23 protein-coding genes are annotated in these 18,131 nt (G+C 32.4%); 1 reads left to right on the forward strand and 22 read right to left on the reverse strand.

Annotated elements, in window-relative coordinates:
• Positions 1–147 precede the first annotated feature (147 nt).
• From PTSHG_RS04380 to PTSHG_RS10225, 5 genes are all read right to left on the reverse strand, one after another.
• Positions 148–834, reverse strand: a complete 687-nt coding sequence (locus PTSHG_RS04380) for a DUF6873 family GME fold protein (RefSeq protein WP_019107671.1) — start codon at positions 832–834, stop codon at positions 148–150.
• Positions 831–1,577: a TrmH family RNA methyltransferase gene (locus PTSHG_RS04385; protein WP_019107672.1), complete on the reverse strand. Its 747-nt coding sequence runs from the start codon at positions 1,575–1,577 to the stop codon at positions 831–833. Before PTSHG_RS04385 ends, PTSHG_RS04380 begins: the two co-directional genes overlap by 4 nt.
• 54 nt (positions 1,578–1,631) lie before the next feature.
• On the reverse strand, positions 1,632–2,132 hold the full coding sequence (locus PTSHG_RS04390) for a DUF4342 domain-containing protein (protein WP_019107673.1): 501 nt from the start codon (positions 2,130–2,132) through the stop codon (positions 1,632–1,634).
• A gap of 47 nt (positions 2,133–2,179) precedes the next feature.
• A complete protein-coding gene (locus PTSHG_RS09215) occupies positions 2,180–3,094 on the reverse strand; it encodes a DUF3048 domain-containing protein (protein WP_019107674.1) in 915 nt (304 codons plus the stop codon).
• Between the two features lie 71 nt (positions 3,095–3,165).
• Positions 3,166–3,288, reverse strand: coding sequence for a hypothetical protein (locus tag PTSHG_RS10225; protein ID WP_019107675.1), 123 nt, complete (start codon positions 3,286–3,288; stop codon positions 3,166–3,168).
• A gap of 124 nt (positions 3,289–3,412) precedes the next feature.
• Between PTSHG_RS10225 and PTSHG_RS09955 the strand changes: the two genes are divergently transcribed.
• Positions 3,413–3,586 carry a hypothetical protein gene (locus tag PTSHG_RS09955; RefSeq protein ID WP_019107676.1) on the forward strand — a complete coding sequence of 58 codons (174 nt, stop codon included), beginning with the start codon at positions 3,413–3,415 and terminating at the stop codon, positions 3,584–3,586.
• 32 nt (positions 3,587–3,618) lie between these two features.
• On the opposite strand, the gene PTSHG_RS04405 is transcribed toward PTSHG_RS09955, so the two are convergent.
• From PTSHG_RS04405 to PTSHG_RS04485, 17 genes are all read right to left on the reverse strand, one after another.
• Positions 3,619–4,269, reverse strand: a complete 651-nt coding sequence (locus tag PTSHG_RS04405) for a potassium channel family protein (RefSeq protein ID WP_019107677.1) — start codon at positions 4,267–4,269, stop codon at positions 3,619–3,621.
• A gap of 2 nt (positions 4,270–4,271) precedes the next feature.
• A complete protein-coding gene (locus PTSHG_RS04410; protein ID WP_019107678.1) occupies positions 4,272–5,600 on the reverse strand; it encodes a TrkH family potassium uptake protein in 1,329 nt (442 codons plus the stop codon).
• Between the two features lie 78 nt (positions 5,601–5,678).
• On the reverse strand, positions 5,679–6,029 hold the full coding sequence (gene rplT, locus PTSHG_RS04415; RefSeq protein WP_019107679.1) for a 50S ribosomal protein L20: 351 nt from the start codon (positions 6,027–6,029) through the stop codon (positions 5,679–5,681).
• A gap of 12 nt (positions 6,030–6,041) precedes the next feature.
• Positions 6,042–6,233 (reverse strand): 50S ribosomal protein L35, encoded by a 192-nt coding sequence (gene rpmI / locus PTSHG_RS04420; RefSeq protein WP_019107680.1) that lies wholly within the window; start codon positions 6,231–6,233, stop codon positions 6,042–6,044.
• Positions 6,234–6,245: 12 nt separating this feature from the next.
• On the reverse strand, positions 6,246–6,833 hold the full coding sequence (infC, locus tag PTSHG_RS04425) for a translation initiation factor IF-3 (RefSeq protein ID WP_238318730.1): 588 nt from the start codon (positions 6,831–6,833) through the stop codon (positions 6,246–6,248).
• Between the two features lie 105 nt (positions 6,834–6,938).
• A complete protein-coding gene (udk, locus tag PTSHG_RS04430; protein ID WP_019107682.1) occupies positions 6,939–7,556 on the reverse strand; it encodes a uridine kinase in 618 nt (205 codons plus the stop codon).
• On the reverse strand, positions 7,546–8,775 hold the full coding sequence (locus PTSHG_RS04435) for a peptidase U32 family protein (protein ID WP_019107683.1): 1,230 nt from the start codon (positions 8,773–8,775) through the stop codon (positions 7,546–7,548). Before PTSHG_RS04435 ends, udk begins: the two co-directional genes overlap by 11 nt.
• Positions 8,762–9,418 carry an O-methyltransferase gene (locus tag PTSHG_RS04440; protein WP_019107684.1) on the reverse strand — a complete coding sequence of 219 codons (657 nt, stop codon included), beginning with the start codon at positions 9,416–9,418 and terminating at the stop codon, positions 8,762–8,764. The genes PTSHG_RS04435 and PTSHG_RS04440 overlap by 14 nt, the downstream gene beginning before the upstream one ends.
• Before the next feature lie 42 nt (positions 9,419–9,460).
• Positions 9,461–11,122 (reverse strand): ribonuclease J, encoded by a 1,662-nt coding sequence (locus tag PTSHG_RS04445; protein WP_019107685.1) that lies wholly within the window; start codon positions 11,120–11,122, stop codon positions 9,461–9,463.
• Positions 11,122–11,580: a Fur family transcriptional regulator gene (locus tag PTSHG_RS04450; RefSeq protein WP_019107686.1), complete on the reverse strand. Its 459-nt coding sequence runs from the start codon at positions 11,578–11,580 to the stop codon at positions 11,122–11,124. Before PTSHG_RS04450 ends, PTSHG_RS04445 begins: the two co-directional genes overlap by 1 nt.
• An 8-nt stretch (positions 11,581–11,588) precedes the next feature.
• Complete coding sequence (locus PTSHG_RS04455) at positions 11,589–11,828, reverse strand: DUF1292 domain-containing protein (protein WP_019107687.1); 240 nt, start codon at positions 11,826–11,828, stop codon at positions 11,589–11,591.
• Between the two features lie 8 nt (positions 11,829–11,836).
• A complete protein-coding gene (gene ruvX, locus PTSHG_RS04460; protein ID WP_019107688.1) occupies positions 11,837–12,253 on the reverse strand; it encodes a Holliday junction resolvase RuvX in 417 nt (138 codons plus the stop codon).
• Between the two features lie 57 nt (positions 12,254–12,310).
• Positions 12,311–12,565, reverse strand: coding sequence for an IreB family regulatory phosphoprotein (locus PTSHG_RS04465; protein WP_019107689.1), 255 nt, complete (start codon positions 12,563–12,565; stop codon positions 12,311–12,313).
• A gap of 47 nt (positions 12,566–12,612) precedes the next feature.
• Positions 12,613–15,228: an alanine--tRNA ligase gene (alaS, locus tag PTSHG_RS04470; RefSeq protein ID WP_019107690.1), complete on the reverse strand. Its 2,616-nt coding sequence runs from the start codon at positions 15,226–15,228 to the stop codon at positions 12,613–12,615.
• Between the two features lie 77 nt (positions 15,229–15,305).
• Complete coding sequence (locus PTSHG_RS04475) at positions 15,306–16,589, reverse strand: AI-2E family transporter (RefSeq protein ID WP_019107691.1); 1,284 nt, start codon at positions 16,587–16,589, stop codon at positions 15,306–15,308.
• A gap of 4 nt (positions 16,590–16,593) precedes the next feature.
• Positions 16,594–17,721, reverse strand: coding sequence for a cysteine desulfurase family protein (locus tag PTSHG_RS04480; protein WP_019107692.1), 1,128 nt, complete (start codon positions 17,719–17,721; stop codon positions 16,594–16,596).
• A gap of 7 nt (positions 17,722–17,728) precedes the next feature.
• Positions 17,729–18,124: an RrF2 family transcriptional regulator gene (locus tag PTSHG_RS04485; protein ID WP_019107693.1), complete on the reverse strand. Its 396-nt coding sequence runs from the start codon at positions 18,122–18,124 to the stop codon at positions 17,729–17,731.
• Between the last annotated feature and the right edge of the window lie 7 nt (positions 18,125–18,131).

Below are 18,131 nucleotides of genomic sequence, written 5' to 3' on the forward strand. Positions count from 1 at the left end.
TAAAAAAATTATTCACAAAAAAATAAATAGATAGTATATGTTTATAAATATCCTAATAATTATATTATAAATAAAAGATGGTATTAAAGAAGGGAATTAACCCTTCTACATACCATCCTTTTATATTTTCCATTTTTACAAAGACCCTCAAATAAAATAAATAGAACCAAAGTCTTCTATGGGATCTTTTGACAAAATTTCAATTTCATAATTATATTTCTTTATAATTTTTAAAATTTCTTCATGGGAGGAGTGATGAGAAAAATCTCCTGTGAAGAAAATTTTTTTGCCCAAGACTCCACTTGCCCCGCCGATGAAACCATAATTAAAGTTTTGAAGTCTAATCTCCCCATGATTTATCTTATAAATTGGTATAAAATCCCTTAGGCTTTCATAAATTCCTCCGTCGCTTGTAATTATAAAGTCGTTAGTAACAAGGCAGGAGCACTTGCCATAGCCTTGCTTAATATTTATCATCTCATAGCCAGAATTTTTGTAATAATCTAAAAGAACTTTATCTGTAAATTTTAAATTGTGAATGAAATAATTTTTAAAGGAAAAGGCATTTAGGGGAACATCTTTTGGATACTTTTTTGACAAAATTGAGTTAGAGGGAAGGATATTTTTGTCTGGAAAAATTTTTTTGTAGTATTCAAAATTTTCCCTATCGACAACAAGCTCTCCACTGGGAATCGGATGGACTAATATATCTGTGTGCGAGTCAAGCCCCTTTAAAAGGTTTTTGTTGGCACGAGTCCTCACTACTTCTCCGTAGGCTTTTAATTTTTCGGCAGAGTCTTCTGGAAAGTTTTCTGCAACTAATATATAAGTCATTTCATCATCTCGTAAATTATAATTGATGCCGCAACATTGGCATTGAGAGAGTCAACATTCTCTGAGATTGGAATATTTAAAAAACTCTTTGCATGAGACATTAAAAAGTCGGATACTCCCTTTGCCTCGTTGCCAATTACAACAATGTCCTTATCCTTAAATTTATAGTCCCTTGTAGAAGTGGAATTGTCAAGTGAAGTCGAAATGATGTTAAAGTCTAAAGCGACTAAATCTTCTCGGCTCATAAAATAAATTGGAACCCTAAAAATTGATGACATGGAAGATCTAACTGTTTTTGGATTGTATAAATCGCAGGAGTTTGGCGAAATTATTAGTCCGTCAAGTCCAAAGGCATCAGCAGATCTTATCATACCTCCAAGGTTTCCCGGCTCTCTTATGTCATCTAAGTACAAAAATTTTCCAGAATTTTCATTAAATTCTCTGTGGACTTCACTGTAATAGGCGATTATGCCAGGCGAAGTCACTGCATCACAAAGATTTTTGAAAATATTGTCTGAAAAAATAAATAAATTCTCTTCTTTTACCTTTTTTGTTATATGTGCAAATTTATTTTCTTTATATATAGACTCCTTAATGGCAATGTACTTTGGTCTAAAGTCTCTCGCCTCTTCAATCACCACTGGCTTTTCCACCATAAAAAGTCCATGCTCTTGTCTATATTTTTTCTCTTTTAAAGACTTTAGAAACTTAAATGTATCATTATTTTTACTTGTGATTAGCATTTTTCTCCTCTATTCATTAAAGAAAAAAGCCCCGAAGGGCTCTTCACTTTTGTTTTATTTAAAATTACTTTTTTCTTTTAAATATTCTTTGACATCAATTACTTCTCCATTTTCCATAATTATTTTAAAGGAGTAGTCATAGACATAGGCTGCAGAAAGTCCAATAAGTGATGCAGGAAGTGCCAAAATCATTCCAATTGCAGATGTAGTTAGGGAAAGAGATAGGACTGTTTCATTGTCTTTTTCAACAAGAAGTCTGCTTGCATTGCCCTTTCTCCAAATTTCTTTAATTGCATCTACAATTTCGTCAAGATAATTTATAACTTCGTCAACATATTCTCTGCCTGTTTTATTTTCACGACTTTCATAGGATTCTTTTTCTTCTTCGCTTTCAAATACCTCTGAAGCTTCAGCGCCTTCATCGTATTTTCCTTCGTTTATAAATTTTATAGCTTCGTCAACATCGCCGTCGCTGTCTAAAAGTGCCTTTCTTACAATTTCATAGGATGCTCCAGTGGCATTTATTACATAATCAATTTTTGTCATATTAATCATAATATCACCTCGTGCTTATATTTACCCAAGAAAAATATTTTAAAAAATTATTTTTTTGCAGTTTCTCTTTCCGACTTTGCATTAGTATTTGCAGAAGAAGAATCTTGACCTTCTTGACCTTCAGCTTGTGGAACTTGGTAAACTGCATCCTTTTCTTCATCAACTATAGAAAAGAAAGTTCTGCCTGGATAAAATTTAACTTCCGTACCATCAAGATATTTTAAAATTGTTCTAGCATCTTCATTTTCCTTTTCCCAAGTTATAGGAGCAAGTTTTCCCTTTTGAAGAAGAAGTCCTGAGCCGCTACCTATGTTTGCCATTTTTAAAGTTCCCTTAGGTCCAGCGACAACTCCCTTTTGGAAGAGGACTACAAGATTGTCTGTGGAAAATTCTTCCCCTGTTGCTTCGTCAATTACAGGTTTATCTTGGCGGATGTACTTATACTTTCCACTTGCTTCGTCGTAAATGAAATTAGTCTTATACCTATTGTTGAAATTTAAAGTTATTTCCTTTACATCTAGGCCTTCAATTTCTGCAATCTTATCATAAAAATTTAGTGATACAGCATTGTCATTTACATCAATTTGCTTTTTCTCTACTAAATAATTCTCAAGTTCAGGTAGAGAAATGTATCCATTATGAGGTGCTCGCTTGCCAACATTTTTATTTCTGTGAAAGACTATTCCTTCAAGGGCAATTCCATCAAGGTCAACAACATTTCTACTTCTAACTTCAGCAAGCCCTGCTTCAGAACCACCCCAGTGAGCATAAATTGCATTGTATTCCTTGGCAGTTTGCACAAAGTAAGGCCTTGCAGAACGAACTGGTCCAACATTTTCTGGGAAATTACTTTGGAAAAGTGCCATATATCTTGTGAACTCACCTTCAACTCTGTACTCATAAATTATGTCAGCCTTAGAAATTTGTGCTTGAGGTCTTGCATCATCGTGATTGTCAAGCATAACTGCAAAAATCTTTTTCTTTGCTTGCTCTTCATTGTCTCTTTCTTCATGAGTAAGTGGTGTGTAATAAACTATTTTTTCTGGTTCTTTTTTTCTTCTTCCTTAGGTGCATTGGCTGTGTCTGTGTTTTTGTTGCAGGCAATTAGTGAAGTTGCCACTAAAGTCATAAGTAAAAGTTTTTTTAATTTTTTCATTGTCTCTCCTCTTTCTAGTTCTTTTATGTATTAACTTAATTGTAGTTTATAAAGCTCAATATGTAAACAAAGTATTCTTCAAAATATTTTTTCTTATGATAAAATTAAAATAGGAGGTGTTTTTATGATTAAATATCTTGAAATATGTGTCTATTTTGTTGCTTTATTTGGATACTTTTTGACTAAATACACAAAAATAATTCCAGACGAAAAACTTAGAGGCAAAGTCTCTTATGTCTTTAACCTCATAGCTTGGCTTCTGCTTGTCTATGAATTAGTCCTAAAAAAATTTTTATAAAAATCCGCAAAAAAATAAGGACTAAGTAGCCCTTAATTTTTTTCTGTGAATTTTTTAATATCCTTATCTGAACCTAAAACTGTTAGAGTGTCATCCTCTTTTATCTTAAAAGATGCTTCTGGATTAACAAAGTTTTCTCCAGCTCTTTTTACAATCAAGATATTAAAATTATAAGTTTCTCTAAGCTTTAAATCTTTAAGTTCCTTGCCGTTCATCTGTGGATTTACCTTGAAGTCATAAATACTATAACCCTTGGAAATTTCATTGGCATCAAGAAGGCTGTCATTAGACAAATTATTTGCAAGTCTAAATCCCATATCTCTCTCAGGGAAAATTATTTTGTCAGCTCCACACTTTAACAAAATTTTTCCAAACCTATAATTAGGTGCCTTTGCAATAACTTTTTCTACTCCTGCTTCCTTTGATGCAAGAACTGCCATAATTGCAGCTTGCAAATTTTCTCCAATGGCAACAACTGCAACATCATAATTTTTTAATGCAAGCTCTGTCATTGCCTTTTCATCTTCAAGATCGCATACAACTGCTTCTGTAACATTTTCTGAAATAGCATCAATTTTTTCTTCATCAGAATCTACAATTACAACATCATTTTTTAAATCATATAATCTTGTAGCTACAGTCGAACCAAATCTACCACAACCAAATACAATAAATGTCTTCATAATTACCCCACTATAATTTTTCCTTCAGAATATCTCGTATGTTTTTTTCTACTTCTATTTAAAATACCTATTCCTAAAGTTGCTGCTCCAACTCTTCCAAGATACATCAAAACAATTAAAATTACTTTTGAAAGAGAACTTAAATCACTTGTAATTCCCCTTGTTATTCCTACAGTGCCAAAGGCAGATACAATTTCATATAAAATATCTAAATATAAGAACTTTCCTTGTTCAAGGATTGTAATAAAAAGAGAAGAGAATATTACCAAGGCAGAACCTAAGGAAAAGATGCAAAGAGATTTTAATAGGGCATCTCTCGGTATTGTCTTATGAAATATTTCTGTCTCCTTATTTCCCCTCAAAACTGAAATTGTTGAAAATAATAAAATACCAAAAGTTGTAGTCTTTATTCCTCCACCAGTTGATGCAGGCGATGCTCCAATAAACATGAGCATAATTGTCACAATAATAGAGCCTTCTTGCATCTTTCCTATGTCAATTGTATTAAATCCCGCCGTTCTTGCTGTAGAAGACATAAAGAAAGAAGCTAAAATTCTACTCTTTAAAGTCAATCCTTCCATAGCTGGACTATTGTATTCAATTAGGAAAAAAGCAATAGTACCAATTATTAGTAATATCAAAGTAATCGAAATAACAACTTTTGAGTGAAGAGTTAGGTTTTTAAAATTTTTCTTTCTAAAGACGTCAATAAAAACTGTAAAACCTAAACCACCAAAAATTATTAAGAGAGAAATAACTATGTTGACAGTAAAACTATCTACATAAGTTACCAGTGAATCTCCCAAAATGTCAAAGCCTGCATTACAAAAAGCAGAAACAGAATGAAATAGAGAATATAAAATTCCTTTTTCTAGACCAAAGTCAGGTATAAATCTAGTGGCAAGTAAAATTGCTCCAATAAATTCAACTGTCAAAGAAAACTTTATTATATAAATTACAAGTCTAATAATTCCCTTGCTGGTGTCAGCTGAAGTCTGCTCAACGATAATTCTTCTCTCTGTTATACCTATCTTCTTATTTAAAGCCATGGCAATAAGTGATAAAAATACCATTGTGCCTAGTCCACCAATTTGAATTAAAAGAATAATTACAACTTTGCCAAAGGCTGTCCAATGTTCTGCAGTATTAACTACTATAAGCCCAGTTACACAAGATGCAGATGTGGATGTGAAAAAGGCATTTAAAAATCCGAGGCTCTCTCCATTTGCACTAGCTATGGGAAGGTCCAATAGCAAGGCCCCCAAAAATATTAGGGCAAAAAAGGAAAGGCAAACAATGAGAGGTGGATTCTTTTTTAAATTTCTAAACATAATAACCTCTTTTAAATATTTTATATAATTATTATACAAAAATTTTCATAAAAAAAGCTCCCTAGTGGGAGCATAAAATTAATTTTCTTTTGCAATCTCAACTAATTTTGCAAAACCAGCTGGGTCATTAATTGCCATTTCAGAAAGCATCTTTCTGTTAATATTAACATTAGCTTTCTTTAGACCACTAATGAATTTTGAATAGCTCATGCCATTAAGTCTAGCAGCTGCATTAATTCTTGTTATCCAAAGTTTTCTAAAATCTCTTTTTCTTTGTTTTCTACCAATGTATGAATAGTTAAGAGATTTCATAACAGCTTGGTTAGCAGTTCTAAATAATTTTGATTTTGCACCAAAATATCCCTTAGCTTGTTTTAGGATATTCTTATGTCTTTTTTTAGCGTTAACGCCTCTTTTTACTCTAGCCATCTTTACCTCCTATTAAGGGATCATGTGATCAATTCTCTTTTGATCACCTTTAGAAACTAAACTGCCCTTTCTAAGTTTTCTTAGTCTCTTAGCAGTCTTCTTACCTGTTAAATGTCCTTTATAAGCATAAAATCTTCTAAGCTTTCCGGAACCAGTTCTCTTAAACCTCTTTGCGGAAGCTCTGTGAGTTTTCATTTTTGCCATAAAAATCCTCCTTTAATTATCAGACTTATCATTGTCTTTTCTCTCTGAAAGGAACATTACAAGATTTCTTCCTTCCAGTTTAGGTTTTTTGTCCACAACTCCATACTCAGAAACTAAATCATAGAACTTGTCGAGAACTTCTTGTCCTAAATCAGTGTGACCCATTTCTCTACCTCTAAATCTTACTGAAACCTTAACTCTATCACCATTTTTTAAGAAATCAATAGCTCTATTGGCTTTAGTATTCAAGTCATGATCTTCAATATTTGGAGTAAATCTAAGCTCCTTAATATTGATAACCTTTTGTTTTTTTCTAGCTTCTTTTTCTTTCTTCTCTTGTTCGTATCTGTATTTACCATAGTCCATTATACGACATACTGGTGGTTTTGCGTTTGGAGCAACATTTACTAAGTCCAGCTTTTTAGATATAGCCAAATCAAGGGCTTGCATCCTAGGTACAAGACCTAATTGATTGCCTTCATCATCTACTAATCTGACTTCCTTCTCTCTTATCTCTTCATTGATTTGAAGTTCTTTAATTTCTAAGCACCTCCGTAAATTAAAAAAGCAGGCACACAAAGATGCCCGCAAATTCATCATAATTTTAAAACAACCTAAATGACTTTGCCATTAGGTGAGAAGCGGACTTCTTCTTTAATAACATGTGATATGATAACACATAGTTTTTATATTGTCAAATACTTTTTATACTAAAGATTTAATTTTTTGATATAACAGGTCAATGGCAACTTCATTCTCTCCACCTTCAGGTACGATAACATCCGCATATCTCTTAGAGGGCTCAACAAATTGAAGATGAGAAGGTCTAACTGTGGAAAGATACTGATCTATAACAGAATCAAGAGATCTTCCTCTTTCTTCCATATCTCTCTTTATTCTTCTAATAATTCTCACATCAGCGTCTGTATCAACAAAAACTTTTATATCCATAATATCAATTAAATTCACTTCATTGAAAATCAAAATTCCTTCCAAAATTATAATTGGCTTTGGATATACTTTCTCTTTTTCCTTTTTTCTATTGTGAAGTGAAAAGTCATAAATTGGCTTTTCAATTTCCTTTCCATCTTTTAACATCTTTAAGTGTTCGTATAAAAGGTCATTGTCAAAGGCAAGTGGATGATCATAGTTAGTCTTTACCCTATCTTCAAATACGAGATTTGACTGATCTTTGTAATAAGAATCCTGCTCAATTACAGACACATTATCTTTACCTATAAGCTCAATTAATTTTTTTGTGACAGTGCTCTTTCCACTACCACTTCCACCACATATACCAATAATGCAGGCTTTAGTCTTCATTTTCTCTCCTCAAAATAAATCCTTTTTTAATAGGCTCGTCTATTTTTATCTTAAAAATTTGCTTTGCCTTATTTGCAACTTCTATTTCTCTATCCTTATCATCTAACATCTTTTCGATTTTGTAGTCAAAGTGTTTTATTCCTGGTCCAAAAATTTCTATTTCATCGCCAACAAAAACTCTATTTCTTTGCTCAATAGTTGCGATTTTAGTATCTTTGTCATAATTAAGGACAATTCCAACAAAGTCATAGCCTCTGATGTAAGAATTATCTTCATAAACTTGTGAATTTTCATTAGCTTTGCCATAGAAAAATCCCGTTGTAAAATCTCTGTGACTAACTTTTTTTATCTCATTTAAAAGATAAGGATCATACTTATAATTTTCCTTGTCAGCATAATAAGTATCAATTGCCATTCTATAAGACCTTATAACTGTTGCAAGATAATATTCACTTTTAACTCTACCCTCGATTTTTAAGCTAGAAATACCTGCTTCGATTAAGTCATCAATATGCTCAATCATTGAGAGGTCCTTGGAGTTCATTATAAAAGTTCCTTCGTCATGTTCTTCTATTGGGAAATATTCGCCAGGTCTCTTCTCCTCAACTAAATGATATTTGTACCTGCAAGGTTGTGCACAGTCGCCCATATTAGCATCTCTTCCAGTCATATAATTTGACAAAAGGCATCTGCCTGAGTAAGACATACACATTGCCCCATGAGCAAAGGTTTCAATTTCAATGGAATCTCCAACTTCCTTTATTATATCAGAAACTTCCTTTAAACTTAACTCCCTTGCCATTACAACTCTTTCTGCTCCAAGTTTTTGCCAAAATTTTACTGTTTGGGCATTTGTAACTGAGCCTTGAGTTGAAATGTGAATTGGAAAATCTGGTGCCACTTCCTTTACCTTCATAAACATACCAGGGTCTGCAACAATTAGTGCGTCAACTCCAATTTCATATAACTTCTTGATATAATCTTCTACTCCCGCCATGTCTTTATCGTGAGGAATAATATTTAATGTAACATGAAGAGTTTTTCCCCTCTCATGTAAATAATCTGCTGCCCACTTAATATCTTCTAGAGAAAAATTCTTTGATGCCTTTCTAAGTCCAAAGCTTTCTCCACCAAGATAAACTGCATCGGCACCATACTCCACTGCAGTTTTTAATTTATTAATATCACCAGCTGGTGCTAAAAGTTCAATCTTCTTCATCTTTTCTCCTAACTAAAAGTACTCCGTCTCCAATGGGAACTACGGAAGATATAAATCTCTCATCTTCTGAAATATCTTTTAAAAATTTTCTAAGTCTTTTAACTATAGTTATTTTTCTTCTCTTAACTAATGAATTTTCTGCAATCATGCCCTTAAAGAGCACATTATCGCAAATGATAAGGCCCTTTTTATTTAGATTTTTCAGTGCTGACTCAAAATACTTTTCGTACTGACCCTTTGCCGCATCAATAAAAATTAAGTCATAGGACTCTTTTAAGTCCTCCAAAAAATCATAGGCATCACTTAGGTAAACAGTAATAACATTATCTAAGCCAACATCAGAAATATTTTTCTTGGCAATTTCTGCCATTTCTTCCTTTAATTCTACGCTGTCAATTTTTTCTACACACTTATTTCTCATTGCGAAGGAAATAGATGAGTAGCCAATAGCTGTGCCTAGCTCAAGAATTTTTTTTGGCTTTTGCATAGAAATCAAAAAATTTAAAAATTCTTCACTTTCTCTCTCTATGATTGGCACGTGATTTTTTTCAGCATAATCAAACATTTCTCTTAATTTGTCATCTTTTATGTCTTTTAAATCTCTAAGATAATTTTCTATATAATCATAATTTATATTTGGCATAATTCCTCTAAAAAAGGGAACCTAACAGATTCCCTAAATATCCTAAACCTCCATAATAATTGGTAAAATCATAGGATTTCTCTTTGTATTTTTGAAAATGTAAGACCTCAAATTATCTCTGATGTCTGACTTGAGTCCATTCCAATCCTTTAAATTGTCTCTTGAGTTGTCATTTAAAATTTTTCTAACAACATTTTTTGCATCTTCAATTAAATCTTCAGATTCTCTAACATAGACAAATCCTCTTGATATTATGTCTGGTCCTGAAACAACTTTTCCTTCTTTTGTAATAGTTATTACAACTATTATGAGTCCATCTTCAGAAAGATGTCTTCTGTCTCTTAATACAATATTTCCGACATCGCCAACACCAAGTCCATCAACTAAAATATTTCCTGAAGGAACATCGCCAACTAATTTAGCTTCTTTTTGTGAAATTTCTAGACAATTTCCATTTTCCATAATGAAAATATTCTCTTCTGACATTCCCATTTGAGTTGCAATCTTAGCATGTTTCATCAAGTGTCTAACTTCGCCGTGAGCAGGAATAAAATATTTTGGCTTTACTAGGCTTAAAATTAATTTTAATTCTTCTTGACAAGCGTGACCTGAAACGTGAATTTCTGAAAGAGTCTCATAAATTACCTTTGCTCCTCTTTCAAGAAGTCTATTTATAACTTTTGTAACTGCATTTTCATTTCCAGGAATTGGAGTCGCCGAAAGAATTATTGCATCATTTGGAGTAAGCTCTATCTTTCTGTGTTCGCCATAAGCAATTCTAGTAAGAGCAGACATTGGCTCCCCTTGTGAACCAGTTGTTATTAATACAATTTCACTGTCATCATACTTATCCATATCTTTTATGTCAACAAAAGTATCTTTTTTAACTCTAAATTGTCCAAGTTTTCTTGCAGTCTCCGTTACATTTACCATTGACCTGCCAGAAAGTACAACTTTTCTGCCATATTTTTCTGCAGAGTTTATAATTTGTTGAACTCTATGGACATTTGATGCAAATGTCGCAATGATAATCCTGTTGTCTTGTAAGTTTTGGAAAAGTCTATTAAAAGTTTCTCCAACCTTGGATTCACTCATTGTGTAACCTGGTCTTAGTACATTTGTACTTTCGCCAATCATTGCAAGTACACCTTTTTCTCCTATTTCAGCAATCCTAGTTAGGTTAATTGGCTTTCCACTAATTGGTGTAAAGTCAACTTTAAAGTCTCCTGAATGATAAACATAGCCAAGAGGTGTCTTTATAGCTAAGGCACAAGAATCTGGTATGGAGTGGTTTACATTTATCCATTCAACTTCCATTTTTCCAAGTTTTACAACATTTCCTGCATTAACTACATGGAGTTTGTCTTTTGAAAGTCTATGCTCTTTTAACTTGTTTTCCAAAAGTCCAATAGTAAGACCTGTTCCATAAATGTCTAAATCTATCTTTCTTAATACGTATGGAATTGCACCAATGTGGTCTTCGTGACCGTGAGTTAATACAAGTCCTCTAATCTTGTGCTTATTATTTTCCAAATAAGTTACATCTGGTATTACTACATCAATACCAAGCATTTCGTCTTCTGGGAAAGTCATACCACAGTCGATAATAATAATATCATCCCTGTATTCTATAACTGTAAGATTTTTTCCAATCTCGTGAAGTCCTCCCAGGGGAATAATCTTCACTTTATTAGTATTTTTCATTAATTTGCTTTCTCCTCAAATTCGTGGCGGCAGTCTTCGCAATAACCCATAAATTTTAGAGTGTGGTCAATAATTTTAAAATTCTTCTCTTTTTCAACTTTAGCTTCTAATTCATTCAAATTGTCGATGTCAACTTCTTCAACTTTTCCACAATTTATGCAAACAAGATGATGATGTCTATGTCCTTCACTTGGGACTCTAAGCTCATATCTTATAATATTGTCATCAAATACAATTTGGTCTAAAACGCCAAGTTTGTGAAACAATTGGACAGTTCTATATATAGTTGCAATACCCATTTCAGGATCTTTTTTTGCAACTAAATTATAAACCTCTTCAGTTGTCATGTGTTTATCTTTATTGTCCAAGAAAATTTCATAAACTTTTGCTCTTTGTTTAGTGTATTTGTAACCACTATCTTTTAAGATTTTTTTAACAGGCTCAATATTAAAATCCATATAATCACCTATTCCAATTCATCTAAAAGTTCTTCATAAGCTTTTTTTGCATCTTCAAGTTCATCGTCATCAATGCCAGCAAGAAGCTCATTGCCATCTTCATCTTCTATCACTTTCAATATATAGATTTCTGGTTCTTCTTCATCTGTATAGAGGGCAACATAGTCTGTGTCTTCAATTGAAAACTTTGCATCTACAAAAAATTCAACTTCAACATCATTTTCATCATATAATTTTATTTTTTCCATTTTATCACCTATAAATTAATTCTATCCAGATAGGATTGCAGAATATATGTCGCTGCAATTTTATCTATATATTTTTTTCTATTTTCTCTGCGAACAGAACCTTCTATTAGAACTTGCTGTGCCATTAAAGTAGTCATTCTCTCGTCAACATACTCAATTTCAATATTAAATTTATTTTTTAATTTTTCTGCAAACTTCATGACTTTTTCACTTTGAGGTCCAATAGTGTTGTTCATGTTCTTTGGAAGACCTACCACTATTTTTTCTACATCATTTTCTTTTATTATGTCATGAATTTTATCATAGGCAATCTTATTTGACTCTCTCTTAATTGTCATAAGAGGTTGGGCTGTGAGCATTAAAGCATCTGATATAGCTACTCCTATCCACACATCTCCAACGTCAAGGCCTAAAATTCTATTCATATAACCACAACCTTTACAGGTACATATATAATATGTAAAAGAGATGGTCTAGCCATCTCAAATCTTTTCTAAATAAACTTTTAACATTTCTTGTAAAAGCTCGTCACGCTCTATTTCTTGTATCATGGATCTTGCATTATCATGGCTTGTAATATATGTTGGATCGCCAGATAGTATATATCCAATAATTTGGTCAGAAGGATTGTATCCTTTTTCCTCTAGAGCATTGTAAACAACTTTTAAAATACTCTTAATTCTTTCTTGCTCCAAACTGTTTTTTTCAAAAATTTGTGTATTATTGTTTTGACCCATAATTACCTCCAAATAGATTATATCATAAATTATCTATTTTGATAATATTATAATAGCTCGCTTAGCTTATTTAGAGCTTCTTTAACCTTTCCTAAGTCTTTAGCACCAGCAGTTGCCATATCAGGTCTGCCTCCGCCTCCGCCACCAGCTACTTTTGCAATTTCTTTAATAATTTTTCCAGCAGCGATTTTCTTTTCTACTAAGTCTTTTGAAACTGCACATACAAAGTTTAGTTTATTATCATTTACTGTTGCAAATAAAACTACAACTGAACCAATTTTATTTCTAACTTCATCAGCTAAGTCCCTAAGTGTATTTACATCTACTCCTTCAAATTTCTTTACAACATAATTTATGCCATTTTTATTCTTTACAGAATCTATAAGTCCAGAAATTTGGTCCTTTGCCTTATCGTGCTCAAGTCTTTCAATTTCTTTATTTGCTTCTTTAAGACTCTTAATATTTAATTTAATCTTCTGTAGAATTTCTTCTTTATTTGATTTTAATTCCTTAGCTATTTCTTCTTGCTCATCTTTTAATTCATTTAGATATTTCAAAACAGAAGGACCAGTAATAGATTCAATTCTTCTAATCCCATTACTTATACCACTTTCAGATAAGATTTTAAACATTGAAATTTGAGAAGTATTTGACACATGAGTACCTCCACAAAGTTCACGAGAATAATCTCCCATAGAAAGAACTCTAACTTCTTCATGATATTTGTCTTCAAAAAGTCCTATTGCTCCCATTTCTTTAGCATCATCTAAGCTTGTTATTTTAGTATTAACTGGTAAAGCTTCAAAAATCTTTTCATTTACTATTTTTTCTACTTTTTCAATTTCTTCTTTAGACATAGCTTCAAAGTGTGAAAAGTCAAATCTCATTCTGTCTGGCATAACAAGTGATCCAGCTTGATTTACATGATTTCCTAAAACATCTTTTAGTGCTCTATGAAGTAAGTGAGTTACAGAGTGATTTCTTCTTATATTATTTCTTCTATTTACATCAATAGTAATCTTTACAGGAGCTTTTTCTAGATTTCCTTCTTCTACTTCTACAAAGTGTAGATGAAGTCCATCCTTAGTTTTTTTAGTGTCAGTAACTTTTAATTTGAATTTATCAGAAATAATTTCTCCAGTGTCTCCTACTTGTCCACCACTTTCGCCATAGAAAGTAGTTTTATCTAGGATAACAATTCCCTTTTCTCCTTCATTTATAGAGTCAACAATTTCGTCATCATCAGAAATTATTCTTATAATATTTCCTTGGCATTCATCTTTTTCGTAGCCTAAAAATTCATTAGAAAGTCCTTCAAATAGGTGCTTGTTGTCTTGGTTTGCCCAGCCAACATTTTTGTCATCTCTCGCAGCTCTTGCTCTATTCTTTTGAAGATTCATCTCTTCTTCAAAACCAGCCATATCAACATCAAGACCTTCTTCTTTAAGAATTTCCTCTGTCAAATCAACAGGGAAACCATAAGTGTCATAGAGTTTAAAAGCTTTTTTGCCGTCAAGCAGCTTTTCGCCACTTTCCTTCATTTCTTCGATATGAGCATTAAGTCTAACAAGTCCACCATCAATAGTTTCTAAGAACTTTTCTTCTTCTCTTCTGATTATTTCCTTGATAGATTCTCTATTTTCCTTTAATTCTTTGTATTGTTCGCCCCAAGAGTCCATTACCATGTCTGCAATTTCAAATAAGAAGGCTCTCTTTATTCCCAATTTTCTTCCATGTCTTGCAGCTCTTCTTATAAGTCTTCTTAAGACATAGCCTCTTCCTTCATTTGATGGCACAATTGTGTCAGAAATCATGAAAGTCATTGCTCTTATGTGGTCTGTAATAACTCTAAAGGAAATGTCCGCCTTTTTATCTTCGCCATATTTTTTGCCTGAAACTTTAGCAATTTCCCCAATAATATCTTTAATTGCATCAATTTCAAAAATATTGTCAGTCTTTTGTAAAACTGTGGCAATTCTTTCAAGACCCATTCCTGTATCAATGTTTGGATGTGAAAGTGGATTGTAATTTCCTTCTTCATCTTTATCAAATTGTGTGAAAACTAAATTCCATACTTCGATGAATCTGTCTCCTTCTCCTCCTGGTCTTTCATCTTCTGAGCCATATTCTAGTCCTCTATCAACATAAATTTCTGAACATGGACCAGATGGACCAACTTCAAGTTCCCAGAAGTTATCATCTTTTCCAAGTCTAATTATTTTTTCTTCAGGTATTCCAATAACGTCTTTCCAAATATTATAGGCTTCATCATCTTCATGATAAACAGTTACCCAAAGATCTTCCTTTGGAATTTCAAGATTAACTGTCAAAAATTCCCAAGCCCAAGGAATTACTTCGTGTTTAAAGTAATCTCCAAAGGAAAAATTGCCAAGCATTTCAAAAAATGTTGCGTGTCTATCTGTTAAGCCTACATTGTCTATATCGCCAGTTCTAATACATTTTTGGCAAGTTGTAACTCTTTTTGAAGGTGGAACTTCTTCTCCAGTGAAAAATTTTTTCATTGGCGCCATTCCTGCTCCAATTAAAAGTAATGATTTGTCATTTTTTGGAATTAGTGAAAAACTTGGTAGTATCAAATGTCCCTTTGATTCAAAAAATTTTAAAAATTCAGTTCTTATATCGTGTAAACCTAAATATTTCATAAACAACTCCTATTAAAAATCCTCCCATACCCTGGGAGGATGTGCTATAAATATTATAATTATAAAGAATATGATTGTCAATTAGAGCTATATTTGTCATTGTATTTTATTTTTGCAAAATCAATTAGTATAAAGATAATTGATGTAATTGGAACAGAAATTACCATTCCCCAAACACCAAAAATACCTCCACCAATAATTATTGAAATTAAAATTAATAGTGGATTTAGTCCTGTACTGTCTCCAATTAGTTTTGGTGCTAAAATATTATTTTCAACCCATTGAACTAATATGAAAAGAACTAAAACCCAAAAGGCTTTTACTGGCGAATCCATAAAGGCAAACAAAACAGCTGGCACACATCCTAAGAAAGGTCCCACAAAAGGAATAATATCTGCCACGCAAGTTATAAGTCCAATAATAATTGCAAAATCTACTCTCAAAATAAGTAGATATATCATTGTAATTATTCCTACGAATATTGCCATTAGCATTCTTCCCCTAATAAATTGTTGGAGAGCTATATCAATTCTATTTGACAAAAATGAAATATCATCTCTATATTTATTTGGAATAGCTTTTTTTACTTTATGCGTAAATTTTTCTTTATCAACTGAGAAGTAAAAAGAAAAAATAATTATTAAAACAAGTCTAAAGGCAGATGTCACAGCTCCATAAACCTTTGAAAAAACTCCAGATATAGAACTCATTAGTGAACCTTGAACTTTTGCCACTAAGTCAGTTAAAGTCTTTGTCATTGAATTTAATATATTTGACACAATCTGTGGTGTTTCAACATTTCCCTCTACCTTTGGGTTTGACTCCTTATAAATATCTATAAAGTTCTCTGGAAGTTCAATGTTAAACTTTGCAAAAATTTCTGTCAAAAAATTATTTGCATTTCTTGTAAGTGTATCAATCATTGCAGGCAGACTAGTAAGTAAATTTGAAATTTCATTAATGGTCTTTGGAATAACAGAAACTATTAAAATTCCAAAAATTAAAAGAGCTGTAATATAAACAATTATTACACCAAAGGGTCTCTTAACTCCCTTTCTTTCCAAATAATTTACTATGGGATCTATTATGTAAGCAAAAATAATTGCAATAATAGCCGACGAAATAGTATAGCCTAAAATTGGAAATTTATTAAAAATTATTGTTATTAAATAGAGAATTAAAATCCCTAAAAATATTTTTGTAATGAAATGCAAGTCTATGTTTATTCTCTTTTTGCCTTCTATATATCTATTTCCAATATTTATTAGATAGTAAATCGCCAAAAATATTAGAAGGATAGATAGTATGACAAGAGCATAAACCATAAATCTAGCAGCATTACCTGAAATTTGCCCCAACATATTATCACCTGTTCTTGAACTTTTTCATCCCTTGACTTATTTTTTCCACTACATAATCACATTCATCCTTTGTGTTGTTGTGATTTAGTGAAAGCCTAAGCATTGAAAGTGAATCCTCTTCGCTTCTTCCAATTGCCCTAAGTACATGAGATGGATTTATGCTTCCTGCTGCACAAGCAGATCCAGAAGATGTGCATATATCATACATATCAAGATACTGCACCATGGTTTGTGGCTTAGTGTCCCTTAGTGTGATATTAATATTTCCAGGAAGTCTCTTTTCTCTTGGACCATTTAAAATAATTCCATCAATGTTTAAAAGTTTTTCAATAGTATAATCTCTCAAATCACTTGTGTAACTTATATTTTCATCAATGTCTTTATAGGCATCTTCTATTGCCTTTGCAAGACCTACTATGGACGCCACATTTTCTGTTGAGGCTCTCATGCCCCTCTCTTGTTCTCCGCCATTTATAAATGGAGAAATTTCTGTGCCATCTTTGATGTATAAAATTCCAATCCCCTTGGGAGCACCAAGTTTGTGACCAGATAGAGAAAGCATATCTAGGTCTAAATCCTTTAGATTAAATTTGACATTTCCCATAGCTTGCACTGCATCTGTGTGCAGTAAAATATTTTTATCTCTCGCAATTTTTGAAATTTCTTCTATTGGCTCAATAGTACCTATTTCATTATTTGCAAACATAATGGAAATTAATTTTGTATTTCCCTTAATCTTTTCACTTAATTCATCTAAAATTACAAAGCCTTCTTCATCAACTGAAAGTAGAGAATAGTCTGCTCCCCATTTTTTTACTGCTTTAAGTGAATTTAAAATAGCTGGATGTTCTATCTTTGATGATATTATATGATTTTTTTCCCTTGGATTCAATGATTCTTTTATAACCCAGTTATCTGACTCAGAGCCAGAGGATGTAAAATAAATTTCACTTGGCTTAGTTTTTAAAATTTCTGCAATTTTTATTCTTGAATTTTCAATTGCCGCCCTAGATTTTTGACCCAGAGAATAAATTGCCGATGCATTCCCATAATTTTCTCTCAAATATGGGAGCATGGCATTAAAAACATTCTCTGTTACTTTTGTTGTGGCAGCATTGTCCATGTAAATCATAAATACCTCACATGTCTGCCAGAGTCATGGACTCCATTACATCTTCAATTTTTCCTTGAAGTTTTGATAAAATATCTCTAGTTGCACAGTCCTTTAGCTTGCCACAATTGGAATTTTTGCCAAGGTCACAACAAGAAAGAGACATATCGCCTTCAAGGGCATTTATTATTTCTCCTATTGCAATCTCCTTTGGATCTCTCGACAATACATAGCCGCCACCTGCTCCTCTTATGGATTTCACAAGGTCAGCTTTGCGTAACATAGTGAAGAGTTGTTCCAAATAAGATTCAGATAAATTTTCCTCTTTTGCAATATCCTTTAGTGCAATAGGGCCCTTGCCCATATTTTCTTTTAAATTATACATCGCCATTAAACCATAACGGCCTTTTGTAGAAAGTTTCATTTAATCA

Source organism: Peptoniphilus senegalensis JC140 (assembly GCF_000321025.1).
GTDB lineage: Bacteria > Bacillota > Clostridia > Tissierellales > Peptoniphilaceae > Peptoniphilus_A > Peptoniphilus_A senegalensis.